This window comes from Shewanella fidelis ATCC BAA-318, assembly GCF_000518605.1.
Classification (GTDB): Bacteria; Pseudomonadota; Gammaproteobacteria; order Enterobacterales; family Shewanellaceae; genus Shewanella; species Shewanella fidelis.
This window is the reverse complement of record NZ_JADX01000017.1, coordinates 39,677-53,424: the sequence shown is the minus strand read 5'-3', so window position 1 is coordinate 53,424 and position 13,748 is coordinate 39,677. Positions and strand designations below refer to the sequence as shown.

The following is a 13,748-nucleotide window of genomic DNA, read 5'->3' as shown; positions in this document are numbered from 1 at the left end:
AACTCACCGGTTGCTCATTAACAGACATAGCAAGTTCACTCGAGTCATCCATTTACTTCGCTGAAATTGCTGCAAGTGAGCCAGCTTGATTCTGCAGCTTCAGCGTCACACGGCGATCAAAGAAATCATTTTCAAAACTTTGCTCCGCCATTAATGGAGAAGAGTCACCAAAGGCTTGTTTATGTAAGCGCTCTTCATCAACACCTTGGGCTACCAAATAGTTTTTTACTTCAGCGACACGCTGCTCAGATAGAGCTTGGTTATAATCACCGTCTCCACGACGGTCAGCGTATCCAGTTAAATCAAGGGTTAACTCAGGTGATAAAGACATGGCATAAGCAATATCATTTAATTGGCTTTGAAAGTGCGGCTCTATGGTTGATGAACCCGTTTTAAACTGGACGTTTAAACCTAAAGCTAATTCAGTTAACTTTTGCTCCTGTGCCATTTTCAAACTGGTTAATTGTTGCTGCGCTTGTTCATATTGCTCAGACAATTCAACCAATGATTCATTTTGCTGATTCAATGCCGTTAATTGCTGCTGTTTTTCATCTAGCATGGCTTGCTGCATTTGCAGTTCATCATCATCACCGACAGATTTCCCCACTAAGGTTCCAGTAAATGCACCAACAATGGCACCAACAGGCCCACCGACCACTGCGCCAAGTACAATTCCTGATGTAAGGCCGATTAATTCTTCATTGTTATTACGTTCAGACACAACACTTTGTTCTGCGCTGGCCTGAGTTGAAAATACTAATGCGCCGATAACAAGAGTAGAGATAAGTTGCTTTTTCATAATGTTCCCCTTAGGTGTTTGTTCTATTCGATGATTAAAAACCGCTCGTTAAATTAATTTGTTAAGCGTTATGGTTTCGATGGGGCTATTAAAACGGATCGAAATGGCTTTTAAGGGGAGCAAAAATGGCGATTTGCAGTTCAATTGTGGCAACAATATGGCAATCACTGCTTGTGACTTCAAACCAAGTCATTTTCCTGTATAGTCACAATCAATTAGACAGTTAAACCCAAATAAAGACACCATGAAACGTATTGCAATAGTTGAAGATGAAGCAGCAATTAGAGAGAACTATAAAGAGGTGCTACAACAGCAAGGTTACTGCGTGCAAGCTTATGCAAATCGCCCACAAGCAATGCAAGCTTTTAATACACGCCTACCCGATCTGGCAATTATTGATATTGGCCTTGAAAATGAGATTGATGGCGGTTTTACTCTTTGTCAGTCATTACGAGCGATGTCGAGCACATTACCGATTATCTTTTTAACCGCACGAGATAGCGACTTTGATACTGTATGCGGCTTACGCCTTGGCGCTGATGATTACTTAAGTAAAGATGTTAGTTTCCCTCATCTCATTGCTCGACTAGCCGCCTTATTTAGACGCTCTGATCTAAAAAATGTCACCATTGATGAAAGCCATTTGGTCGAACACGGCTTGCTAACAATCGATGTCAATCGAATGCAGGTGTTTTGGAATAATGTACAGATCGAACTCACTGTTACAGAGTTTTGGATGGTTCATGCACTTGCCAAACGTCCTGGCCACGTACGTCAGCGTCAAGAACTTATGCAAGAAGCCAAGATCTTTGTTGATGACTCAACAATTACCTCTCATGTAAAGCGCATTCGAAAGAAATTTATCGCCCAAGATCCCAACTTTGACTGTATCGACACGGTATACGGCATGGGTTATCGCTGGGACTCTCACAGTTAATAACAGCGCCCAGTTATAAAATTGGGCGATGAATTAGGTACTTGTAACACCATGTTTAATTTGCCAATTGGTCTGCGTACCAAAGTCGCAGTATTGTCACTATTCCTGTTATGCCTACCTTGGTTAGGCTACCAATATGTATGGGAGATGGAAAAGTACCTGCGTCATGGACAAGAGAAAACGCTTGAGGGTACCACTCAAGCGCTAGCCACAGCATTACATGAACGGCCTAAGTTATTTGATAGTCAGGCTAGCTTCTTAACTCAAGTTGAAAAGGGTCGCGATCTCTATGCTTATCCGCTATCTGGACCTATTCAGCTAGATGGTAAACTGGGGGACTGGAGCAGTTACCGCCATCGTACGCTTAATTATGGTGCTGATTATCAGATCTACAAACGTGACGAGGATCTGCCTCTCAATCTTAGTTTTACCCATATGGTCGGCAAATATGCGGGTTATCTTTATGCATTTTTCGAAGTGCGTGATCCCCACGTAGTTTACCGTGGTAAAAATAGTTTAAGTATTGATAGAAACGATCATATTGCCATCGCGACGCTTGCACCTGATGGCCAATTTCGGCGCTACATTATTGCCACAACAAAAGATGGTTGGATCAGCGCGTTTGAACTACCAGAAGATCCCGCATTAACCACACCAGTGACTCCCGAGGTCAAAATTCAAGGTAAATGGACTAAGAGCAAACAAGGCTACAATGTTGAGTTACGGATCCCGCTCAATATGGTAGGCAGTAAACTAGGCTTTGCTGTCTATGACGTCAATAACCCTAATAGCCGTGCCCTCGATGCCGTTGTCGGTACCTCAGCTATCGACGATGTAAGTAAGCTTGGTACTGTTCTGGTCCCCTCTCCAGAAATCGAAAGTATCATTAAAGGCATGAGCCACAATAGCTCGAGAATTTGGGTCGTTGATAAGCACGGCCGAGTACTAGCCAAATCAGGCGATATTCGTTCAGATAATAGCGTGTGGTCACGCTCACTAATGGAAAAGGACGATGATTCAGGCTGGGGAAAATTCAAACGAGAGTACCTGCACCCGCTGTATTATAAAATCTTAACCACTCCGGCAAAGGACTTTATCGACTCATTGCAAGACTCAACAGTGCTTGAGGGAAGTCACATTACTAAAGCACTAAAAGGTCAACAAGGCTCGACTTGGCGTCTCACTCCTGACAGCAAAGCTGTGGTGCTCGCTGCCGCAAGCCCAATCTGGATCGACGATAAGGTGATGGGTGTAGTGATCGCTGAAGAAACGACCCACGGCATTCGAACCCTACGCAATAAAGCGCTAGAAAAGCTGTTCAATGTGATTTTAACCGTAATGAGCATGGGCACATTAGCGCTGTTTTTCTTTGCTTCAAATATCTCTAGCCGTATTCGCAAACTTCGTGACGAAGCTGAACAAGCGATTGACAGCCAAGGTCGCATAAAAAATGAAATTCAAGGCTCAAAAGTGCGAGATGAAATTGGGGACTTATCGCGTAGCTTTGCAAGCATCGTCAGTCGCTTAAGCCAATATACTCATTATTTAGAGAATATGTCTTCAAGACTATCTCATGAATTGCGCACACCTGTTGCAGTCGTACGCTCATCGTTGGAACATCTTGGGTTACAACAACTTAATCCCGATACCCGTAAATATGTTGATCGTGCACAAGAAGGCGTCAATAGGCTCAACATGATCCTTAATAACATGAGTGAAGCCACCCGTTTAGAAGAGAGTTTATCCCATGCTGAAACGTCAGTATTTCCGTTAGAGAAGGTGATTAGCGGCTGTATGCAAGGTTATCAAATGACCTATCCAACACAGGAATTTAGCTTAGACATTACTCAAAGTGCCACCCCTGTTTTAGGAGTGCCTGAGTATATTGCTCAGCTGATGGATAAGCTAATTGCTAACGCGTTAGAATTTAACCATGACCACAGCCCTATTGCTGTTTCATTACAGTCAAAAGGTAAATTCGCAGAGTTATCAATCAGTAACCAAGGCCCAGCCCTGCCCGACAACATGGCGGAACAAATTTTTGAATCTATGGTATCGGTGCGAGCGCAAAAATCACAAGACAAACCCCATTTAGGCTTAGGTCTTTATATCGCCCGACTTATTTGCCAATTCCACCATGGCAAAATATATGCAACAAATACTGAAGATAAAGCTGGTGTCATTAATGGAGTACAGATCAGCATAACGCTGCCGCTCAGCAAAGAAGCTTGATAACAAAGTGAATAAATTGACACTTTATTTTAGCCGTTTAGATGTTAAGATGGCTAAAACTAAAAACTGATGGAATACGCCCAATGAAAAAAGAAACGCAGATTGTCAGTCTTGGCCGTGAAAAGAAGTGGACTCAAGGAGTGATTAACCCTCCGGTTTACCGAGCATCAACCATGGTATTCGATACCATAGAAGACATGCGTTTTGCCGCTAAAAATAAGGCTAATGGCGAAATGTTTTACGGTCGCCGTGGCGGTCCAACACACTTTGCATTTCAGGCTGCAATTGCCGAGCTTGAAGGCGGCGTAGGAACCGCTCTTTATCCATCTGGCAGCGCTGCTATCAGTAATAGTTTGCTGTCGTTTTTAAAAGCTGGCGATCATCTACTAATGGTCGACAGTGCTTATGAACCAACACGTGATCTATGTGACAAGCTACTCGCAGGTTATGGCATCGAAACCACTTACTATGATCCTATGATAGGTGATGGTATTGAAGCGCTTATAAAGCCCAATACAAAAGTGTTATTTCTTGAGTCTCCTGGTTCAATCACTATGGAAGTGCAGGATGTGCCAACACTCAGCCGCATCGCCCACCAGCACAATATCGTGGTTATGCTTGATAATACTTGGGCGTCACCAATTAACTCTCGTCCATTTGCAATGGGCGTTGATATTTCAATCCAAGCAGCAACTAAATATATCGTTGGTCACTCTGATGTCATGATGGGCACAGCCACCGCTAATGAAAAGCACTGGGAGCAGCTACGTGAAAATAGCTACTTGCTAGGACAATGTACCTCGCCTGACGATGTATACCTTGCAAGCCGCGGTCTCAGAACCCTAGGTATTCGTTTAGCTCAGCACGAACAAAATGCGCTGAAGGTGGCTAACTGGCTGGCAAAGCGCCCAGAAGTCGATCATCTACGCCATCCTGCATTTGAATCTTGTCCTGGTCATGAGTTTTTTAAACGCGACTTTAGTGCCTCAAATGGTTTATTCTCGTTTGTTTTAAAGCAAGGCGATGCTCGCTCAGTAACCGCCTTTGTTGAAAACATGCAACACTTTAAAATGGGTTTCTCTTGGGGTGGCTATGAAAGTTTAATCTTAGGGGTGTTTGGTATCGATAAGCTTCGCACAGCAACCAAATGGGATAGCAGTAAACCGCTGATCCGTCTGCATATTGGACTTGAAAATGTTGATGATTTGATTGCAGATTTAGATGCTGCGTTTGAGCGCTATAACTTAGCGCTCAACAAAGCACGTTAAGCGCCAAGTAATACTAACCCATTAAAAGCCAGCATACTCTGCTGGCTTTTATTTAAGCCATCTTATAACAACTCAATATTATGATGTTTCACTAAATAAAACCCTAATCTTCTCAGCATCAACATTATCTGCTCTTTGTTAGGGCATAAGTTTATTTTAGCTATTTGACAAAATATTCTATGATTATAGGCATCTATACATATACCGATAAACTTATGATCAAAAAAACCGATTCATCACGAGGTTTCACCCTAATAGAACTTGTGGTTGTTATTATTGTACTGGCTATTCTTGCTGTGATTGCTAGCGCTAAATATATTGATCTGAAGCGGGATAGTGAATTAGCAAGAGTCCAAGCGACAGCTGCAGCGCTGGAACAGTCAGTGACTTTTGCTCATACCAAATGGCAATTAATCGGAGCCAATGATTCAATGAATGATCTGCCAGATTTTGCTGGTGGTGAACTTGATATGAATAGTTTCGGGTACCCACTTGGAATAGATAAAAATTCACCTATGGGGCAACCTAAAAACATCGGTAAAGGTGAACAAGGTTGCGTTGATTTATGGAATACCTTACAGCAAGATCCTGCAAGCGTGTCTTTATCAAACGTTGATAACGGCAGTGATTTTCAAGCGTACCGTCACCCTGCTGACATAAACCCAGACGGCCAAACCCAGTGTACCTTCGTGCTGCGTACTTTAGGCGATACAAGCAGCCGTGGGCAAGCAGAGATGAAAATTGTCTATGATTCTGTAGCAGGTACTGTTACCTCAATCATTAACGATTAAGGAGTACAGGTGACTAGTCCTAAAATAGGTTGACACTTTTTTCAGTTCAAAACGCTCTATGAACCTCATCGGGAGTTTTGTATTTTAAAGCCATATGTGGCCTTCGTTGATTATAGATTGCTACCGACTCTGCAACCATTCTTTTTGCATCTGCAAGGTCATTTGGTTTGCTAATCAAGTATTCGTTTTTAAGTATTCCATTTACCCGCTCTGCGAGTGCATTTTGATAGCAGTCATAGCCATCTGTCATTGAGCATGTTACTCCGTGCCTATGGTGTAATGCTTGATACTCTGCAGAACAATACTGTATACCTCTATCTGAGTGGTGAATAAGGTTACCACTGCTTTGTCTATTTCTTAATGCCTGCCTAAAAGCCTGCTTAACTGAGTTCGTCTTCATGTTGTCATCAACTTGATAGCCCACTATTTTCCGTGAGTATGCATCAGTCACTAGACTGACGTAGGTCTCCCCTGAATGTGTCGGTAGGATAGGTAATATCAGCCACCCACAACTGCTCAACCTTTGTTACACTCAACCCAGATTTAACTACATTAGGGTGACAGTGAAAGCGGTGATGACTATTCGTTGTTTTGTGATAAGCACGTCTTGTTGGCACCAATAACCGATGCGCTCTAAGTAAGTTAAATAACCTGTCTCGGCCAATATTTAGCTCGCAGTTTTGCATCAAGTATTTCAACTTTCTCGCACCGATACGCGGCTGAATCATTCTCTCAAACTGAACGAACTGAATCACGCTTTCCTCAAACAATATCTGACGGCTATGGCGCTGACATTGTTGATAATACGCCTGACGTGAAATCCCTAAATATCGACATGCTCGAGCAACAGATAACTTTAGGATGGCTTTTTCTTGAACAATTTCCCTTTGGGCTTTTTTACCATACGAACCTCATAGTCTTTTTCTAAAACGTTAACGACGGCCTCAAAGAATTCTGCTTTGATTTTGGTATCTTCTAATTCTTTTTCTAATGCTTTAATACGCTGCTCAGGAGTCAGTTCAGTTTTCACTTTAGTCATAGTTCGACCTTTTGAAAGAAACTTCGGTGTGCCATTAGACCAATCTAACCGACCATGCTTACGTAACCAAACTAAAACGGTAGAGCATCCTTGAATACCATAATGGTTTTGAGCTTGCGCATAGGTCATCTCTCCCTTTTCTACTTGGTCCACTACAGCCAGTTTAAAAACAAGGGAGTAATCTTTCTGAGTTCGCTTATTTATTGATTTCATAACACTCTCCAAAAAAGGTTTGAAAAGTGTCAACGTTATTTAGGATGGGTCAAGGTAATAAAAAAGGGTGATTGCTATTCACCCTTTTTTATTTACATTTCAGTTGAGCACTCAACACTTGCACACATAACAATTAGTTAGCCGTAACCCCACCAGCAATCCAAGCTTGTGTGCCATAAAGAGGTACCGTTGATAACGCATGTTTATGGCTACCATTGGTCTCTTTCGTTGAATAAGACAAGTACAGCAAGGTCTGATTCTCAGCATCATAAATTCGGCGGACTTTTAACGACTTAAATAAAATGCTAAGTGACTCTTTAAACACCACTTCACCGTTTTTACTCTTATCAATATTCGCGATTTCGGCAGCGGTTATCGGCCCAGTTTGTCGGCAAGAGATACTCATATCTGATGGATCGGCAAGGCTTAAATCAGCTTCAATACGACTAATATGACAAGTCACTCCTGGTATTTTAGGATCATGTCGCGCATCAATAATCACATCTTTGGTGGTAAATAACCCTAAGCTCACTTTACCAACATCATCACCGCAACCACTGAGCCCCAAAGATAGCAATATTGCCAACCCAGTAGCTGAAAGTAGTTTTCTAGTTAATCCTGTCATATCTATCCTTAACAAACGATTTATTTATCCTGTCTAGATAAAGCGAACTGCACACAGATTATGGCTTTACCTTTGTAAAGCGCTACGCGAAGACCCTTTGGGCCCAGCGCGTTAACCCAGCGGTTACACTACCAAAATGATCACCAACAACAATTGGAATATCAGGGAACAAACCTGAAATACGTTTATAAATTGCAGGGCTTCTTGCTGTACCACCGGTCACATAAATGCGATCAGGCATTACGCCGGACTGCGCTAACGCTTCGCGCATTAATGCTTCAACTTTTGATAAAGGCATAGTAATCGCGTTTTCAAAATCGCTATCACTTACCTTGGCATGTAGGCCAGTATCAATATAATCAAGCTGGGTGTCCACACTATCTGTATCAGACAGTGCAATTTTACTTTGTTCAGCACTTCTTACCAGCTTATAGCCGAGCTGCTCTCTCTGCACCTTTAGCAAACGCTTTATAAGCTCAGGACTCTGTGCATCTTTAATTAAATCTTCGATCAGCTTTTTAGAAGCTAATGCGCTAAAGTCTCGCTGGGCACTGATATCATTAACCGCAACCGCATTCCAAAATGGCTTACTTGGTACAGGCAATTTATTTACCATTAAACTACCAAGCCCAAGGTGCGGCATAAATGCTGCCATAGATAACGCAATGTCTAAGTCATTACCACCAATGCGCTGACCGCTGTGGCCTAAGAAATCTTGGCTTCTATCTTGATTATCAATATGGCTAGGCCCCATTTTCACCATTGAGCAGTCCGTCGTACCACCGCCAACATCGACAACAAGTACTGTTATATCTTCTTGCAATGACGCTTCATAATCCATTCCGGCCGCGAGTGGCTCAAATAGAAAGTCGACTTCGGTAAAACCTGCACGCTTGGCTGCTAAGCGTAAAATCGCTTCTGCTTGAATATTACTGTCTTCGCCACCTATGCCCTGAAAATTAACCGGTCGACCAATCACTGCATGAGTAATGGTATTTCCAGCTACGGCAAAACTCTTCTCAGCCTGCTTTTTGATGTGCATCATCATCAAAGTAACGATATCTTCGAATAAAGCAATTTGATTATCTCGAAGCCCTGTTGCACCCAAAAACGATTTTGGCGAACGCACATAAAAACCTTCATCAGGCATATCTAGATACGCTTCAATCGCTTGTTCTCCGACAAAAACGGCTTGCTCATTTGGCAATAAGTCTAATTCACGGCGAGCGGCAGCGGCGCGGCTTATTTGCGAGGCACGTAAACGCGCATATTCAGCCTGCTCAGCTTGCGGCAATTGCTTTAACACGGCTTCTGCTATCAGTTCTCGATCCATCGCATACAGTGTTGAGCTCATATACTTAGAATCACCAGATAAGGGAACTAAACGAACGCCACCGTTTTCAATAACACCTATCGCGCAGTTAGCACTACCGTAATCAAAACCTACAAACATTCCCTTATCCTTTAACGCATAAAAAAGCCGTGCAAAATAGCACAGCCCGTCCGCTGACAAAAGCGGATTTTAAAAATTAAAAGCAGCCTAGGGCTGCTTTAAAATGGCTTTTGAATAAACCTGAGTCTTTTATGGTTAAGCTTAATGGTAGCTATTATGCTTTTTTACTATTTTGTGTTTGTTTTAACGCCTCTTTTTTAGCTCGACGCGCTTCAATAACACCGCTTACTTCGCTACCGATATGCGCTTCTCCGCGCTGCTTTGATAGCTGAACCTGACGCTCTCTCTCAATAAACCTTTGGCGCTGTTTCTCGCTAGTTTTATCAATACAATGTACACAACTCACACCTTGAACGTAACTTGCAAGCGACATTTCATCAGAAGTAATTGGCATACGGCAAGCATTACATTGATCGTATTGCCCCTTTTCTAAATCGTGATTAACAGCGACTCGGTTATCAAATACAAAGCATTCACCTTGCCAAAGGCTTTCTTGTTGATCGACCTCTTCAAGATATTTCAAGATCCCACCTTCAAGATGGTACACCTCATCAAAGCCCTGCTCCTTTAAGTAGGCAGTTGATTTTTCACAACGAATGCCGCCAGTGCAAAACATAGCGACCTTTTTATGCTTAGCGGGATCGAGATTCTCTTTTACGTACTCAGGAAACTCTCTAAAAGTTTCAGTTTTAGGGTCAACTGCATTTTTAAAAGTGCCAATTTGCACCTCATAATCGTTACGGGTGTCGACCAGCAATACATCCGGATCTGAGATCAGTTTGTTCCAATCCTTAGGTTTTACATAAGTGCCAACAACTTTATTCGGGTCGATCCCCTCAACTCCCATGGTAACAATTTCTTTTTTAAGCTTAACTTTAGTGCGGTAAAACGGCATGTTATCGTCAAAAGACAATTTATAAACGATATTGTCTAAGCCAGGTTGCTTATCTAGCCAAGCAAGTAAGTGTTCAATAGCGGATTGTGAGCCGGCAACTGTCCCATTAATTCCCTCTCGAGCAAGCAATAATGTGCCCTTTATTTCGCTCTCTTGCATAAGTTTAAGCAGAGGTGCCTGTAACTTTTCAAACTTATTTAAAGTGACAAACTTATACATGGCGCATACAACAACTTTTGACATAATCATCCCTTGCAGCTAGCTGGAGCTTAATCTCCAGTGCTAATACTTATGGTTGCGAGACAAAAAACACGAACAACCTCACAAATAAAGCGCGAATGTTACATTAATCACACCTGGACAAACAGGCACAAAAAGTATGGTTATTTAATTAACCATCAGCTGGCTAGGCAGAGCCTTCTCTGTTCTATAGCAAAATACAAAGGGCTCACTTGCCCTTTGATGAATTAACGTACGGATAAATGATAAAAGATTGTTATTTTATGTGTAAAAGTTAAAAATACTGGCCATAACTTACCCAACATACTCACTCTATGTCTTTGCCAATCCTTTACTCTTTTAGACGTTGCCCTTATGCCATGCGAGCAAGACTTGGCATCATACTATCCGGTGAAAGCGTCGATTTAAGAGAAATCATTCTCAAACATAAACCACAGGCCATGCTTGATGCCTCTCCCAAAGGCACCGTACCAGTATTAGTTTTATCCGACGGCAGTGTCATTGAAGAAAGTATCGAGATCATGTGTTGGGCATTAGCTAAAAGCGACCCCGCCGATTTATTGCTACAACGCACACCAGCGTTACAAGAAGTTGCTAAGGCGCTGATCCAAACCAATGATGGCAGTTTTAAATCTTGGTTAGATAAATACAAATATGCAGATAGGTATCCGGAGATGTCGGAGCAATATTACCGGCAGCAAGGTGAAGTGTTTATTGCCCAACTAGAAAGCTTATTGAATAAAAACCAACACTTGTTAACTGATAGTCCGAGTATCGCTGACTACGCAATTTATCCTTTTATCAGGCAGTTTGCCGGAGTCGATAAAACTTGGTTTGAAAATGCAGACTACCCTAACGTACAACGTTGGTTAACAACTCATCTGAATAGCAGTGAGTTTAAGACAATTATGAAAAAGTACCCAACATGGCTCGAGAGTAACCAGAGCTTTAAGTTTGGCAATCGCTGTAGCGCTTGATTTATGATCGCCAGTAGTCAAATACTGGCGCAGCTTTTAAGCTAGTTATAAAACGCTCGCTATCATTATCCCTAATCATTACGCAAAGTCGTTTTCAATTGTAATCGCCATTCATCTGCCGTCATTTGACACTCTAATGAATAATCAAAGGAATAGTGATTAACAACAGCCCTCCCATACACCAATTAAAATATTGCTGCCTTTGAGGCGTATCGAGTTTACGTCGAATTGTGGCTCCCAGTACTACCCAAGTTAACGATGTAGGCAAACCGACAATATTAAATACCGCAACCCCCATCAAAGCGGTAAACCAATATGCTTCACCAGCAACGGTAAAAGCAGTGCAAAGAGTGATTGTCGCCAACCATGATTTAGGATTAATCCATTGAAACAGTGCCGACTCTTTTATGGTCATAGGCCTAAGATGTTCCAGCTGTTGCTCACTATGAACAGGCATGGTGATAACTTTAAAAGCGAGATACAGCAAATACCCAAGAGATAATATTTGCAGCACTTGATGCATCATAGGCCAAGATTCAAACACGCTACCGAGGCCGAGTAAAATAGCAATGTGCAATAAGGTTTGCCCTAGGCGAATACCTAAAAGATGTGGAACCGTACGCTTTACTCCAAAATTTGCGCCGGATGTCGCCAACAGTATGTTGTTAGGCCCCGGGGTCATTGTCATGGTTGCGCAAAAAATCGCTGCGGAACCTACTAGCGCCCATATTCCATCCATTTGCTTTTCCTCCTGTTAATACCCGTTGCCAACAACATCAGCAAAGCTGACATTAACCGTAATCGAATCAAATTGTATGCGTACAATATTTGACACAATTGAATTAATACGGGCATATTAACTATACAATTTGTGGACACAAGGGTTTTATTGTCATGGGTACAATTTGGACACCAAATATAAAAAGCAACAACGAAGCCAAATATAAGCAGATAGCCAGTGCAGCAGAAACCGCCATAAACTCTGGTGAACTATTAGCAAACAGTAAGCTGCCCCCACAACGACAACTTGCAGACAAACTTGGAGTCACCATAGGTACAATTACTCGTGCTTATGCGCTGTTAGAGCAGCGAGGCTACGTATACGCCAAAATTGGGGCAGGAACTTTTGTCAAAGCGACTCAATCAGTCAGTCTTAATCAACAAGCTAACTTTGCGACTTGCCAGCAGCCACTCACAGATCAAATTAACTTGTTAAGTGATGCCATGAATCAATTGGCCAAGTCACCTTTAAGACTAACGCAATTAATGGAATATCATGCAGAACCACTTGACGAGCATAAGCTAACATTTAGTCAGTGGCTTGTTCGCCGAGGTATAGAACAAAGTCCACAACAACTCGTGTTTAGCCATGGGGCGCAACAAGGGATATTTGCCGTACTTAATGGTTTATGTGTCGCTGGTGACACACTATTTTGTGAGTCAAATAGCTATCCGGGGATCCATGTAGCCGCTGAACAGTTAGGGATCAAGGTCGTACCAATATCACTTACCGCTGACGGGTTAGATCTGATCGAGCTTGAAGAAAAACTGAGTCAATTTCTGCCTAAAGCCCTCTATTTGACCCCTAATAACCAAAATCCAACCTGCATTCAATACAGTGCCGAGCAACGCCAAGCGCTCCTAAAGTTGTCACAAGCACATCAAGTGGTCATTATTGAAGATGATGTCAATTACTGCTTACCCCATGAACGAAGTCGCCCACTATGGTCAATGGATCAAGAGGCAACCCCTATTGCTAAACAGTCTGTTATCTATATCTCTAGTTTATCTAAACTGTTTTGTGGAGGCTTAAGGCAAGGTTTTTTACTGGTGCCGCAACGCTTTATCAGAACCATCAAACAAGCCATATACAGTCAGTGTTGGATGGTTTCGCCTTTAAATACTGAACTTGCCTGCATTCTTATCGAAAACAAAGCCTTTATGGGAGATAGAGAACAGCAAATAGCGAAGCGTCAACAACAGTGTATCGCCATGGGGGAGCGACTTGGACTGAAACAAAATTGGCGTGGTTTAAACGGCTGGTTGCAACTCAAGTTACCGCTAAAAGCCCATCATGTGGTTACAGCACTTGCACAACAGGGCGTGCTGATCCGTAATGGAGATGACTTTAATAACCACGACAATCATATTCGTTTAAGTATTGGTAGCTGTGGTGATGACGCCATCTTTCTGCAACAACTGCAAAAAATAGAGTCCTGTATCAATGAGTTAAGCCAATCAGCTTACTCTGTGGTTTAGCTTATGTGCCAGTCGATAAT

At 42.3% G+C, this 13,748-nt stretch carries 11 protein-coding genes and 1 pseudogene; 6 read left to right on the top strand and 6 right to left on the bottom strand.

Features of this window, described 5'->3' with window-relative positions:
- Positions 1–52 precede the first annotated feature (52 nt).
- Positions 53–799 (bottom strand): sortase-associated OmpA-like protein PdsO, encoded by a 747-nt coding sequence (gene pdsO, locus L884_RS0108440; protein WP_028767083.1) that lies wholly within the window; start codon positions 797–799, stop codon positions 53–55.
- Between the two features lie 244 nt (positions 800–1,043).
- Here pdsO and pdsR point away from each other — a divergent pair, with 244 nt between their 5' ends.
- From pdsR to L884_RS0108415, 4 genes are all read left to right on the top strand, one after another.
- On the top strand, positions 1,044–1,736 hold the full coding sequence (gene pdsR, locus L884_RS0108430; protein ID WP_028767082.1) for a proteobacterial dedicated sortase system response regulator: 693 nt from the start codon (positions 1,044–1,046) through the stop codon (positions 1,734–1,736).
- 51 nt (positions 1,737–1,787) lie between these two features.
- The gene (pdsS, locus tag L884_RS0108425) at positions 1,788–3,968 is read left to right on the top strand and encodes a proteobacterial dedicated sortase system histidine kinase (protein ID WP_028767081.1); all 2,181 of its coding nucleotides are present in this window, start codon (positions 1,788–1,790) and stop codon (positions 3,966–3,968) included.
- A gap of 83 nt (positions 3,969–4,051) precedes the next feature.
- Complete coding sequence (locus tag L884_RS0108420) at positions 4,052–5,236, top strand: cystathionine beta-lyase (protein WP_037410645.1); 1,185 nt, start codon at positions 4,052–4,054, stop codon at positions 5,234–5,236.
- A 215-nt stretch (positions 5,237–5,451) separates the two neighbouring features.
- A complete protein-coding gene (locus tag L884_RS0108415; protein ID WP_028767079.1) occupies positions 5,452–6,027 on the top strand; it encodes a type II secretion system protein in 576 nt (191 codons plus the stop codon).
- A gap of 46 nt (positions 6,028–6,073) precedes the next feature.
- Here L884_RS0108415 and L884_RS21900 read toward each other — a convergent pair.
- The 4 genes and pseudogenes from L884_RS21900 to trhO all read right to left on the bottom strand — a co-directional run bounded on the left by L884_RS21900 (position 6,074) and on the right by trhO (position 10,495).
- A pseudogene (locus tag L884_RS21900) lies at positions 6,074–7,279 on the bottom strand (IS3 family transposase).
- Between the two features lie 133 nt (positions 7,280–7,412).
- Positions 7,413–7,904 (bottom strand): CreA family protein, encoded by a 492-nt coding sequence (locus tag L884_RS0108400; protein WP_028767077.1) that lies wholly within the window; start codon positions 7,902–7,904, stop codon positions 7,413–7,415.
- Between the two features lie 82 nt (positions 7,905–7,986).
- Complete coding sequence (gene yegD / locus L884_RS0108395) at positions 7,987–9,357, bottom strand: molecular chaperone (RefSeq protein ID WP_028767076.1); 1,371 nt, start codon at positions 9,355–9,357, stop codon at positions 7,987–7,989.
- Between the two features lie 154 nt (positions 9,358–9,511).
- Positions 9,512–10,495 (bottom strand): oxygen-dependent tRNA uridine(34) hydroxylase TrhO, encoded by a 984-nt coding sequence (gene trhO / locus L884_RS0108390; RefSeq protein ID WP_028767075.1) that lies wholly within the window; start codon positions 10,493–10,495, stop codon positions 9,512–9,514.
- A gap of 311 nt (positions 10,496–10,806) precedes the next feature.
- On the opposite strand from trhO, the gene L884_RS0108385 reads away from it, so the two are divergent.
- Complete coding sequence (locus tag L884_RS0108385) at positions 10,807–11,469, top strand: glutathione S-transferase (protein WP_028767074.1); 663 nt, start codon at positions 10,807–10,809, stop codon at positions 11,467–11,469.
- 133 nt (positions 11,470–11,602) lie between these two features.
- Here the strand turns inward: L884_RS0108385 and L884_RS0108380 are convergent, their stop codons facing one another.
- Complete coding sequence (locus tag L884_RS0108380; protein ID WP_028767073.1) at positions 11,603–12,208, bottom strand: LysE family translocator; 606 nt, start codon at positions 12,206–12,208, stop codon at positions 11,603–11,605.
- Between the two features lie 155 nt (positions 12,209–12,363).
- Between L884_RS0108380 and L884_RS0108375 the strand changes: the two genes are divergently transcribed.
- Positions 12,364–13,728: an aminotransferase-like domain-containing protein gene (locus tag L884_RS0108375; RefSeq protein ID WP_028767072.1), complete on the top strand. Its 1,365-nt coding sequence runs from the start codon at positions 12,364–12,366 to the stop codon at positions 13,726–13,728.
- Positions 13,729–13,748 lie beyond the last annotated feature (20 nt).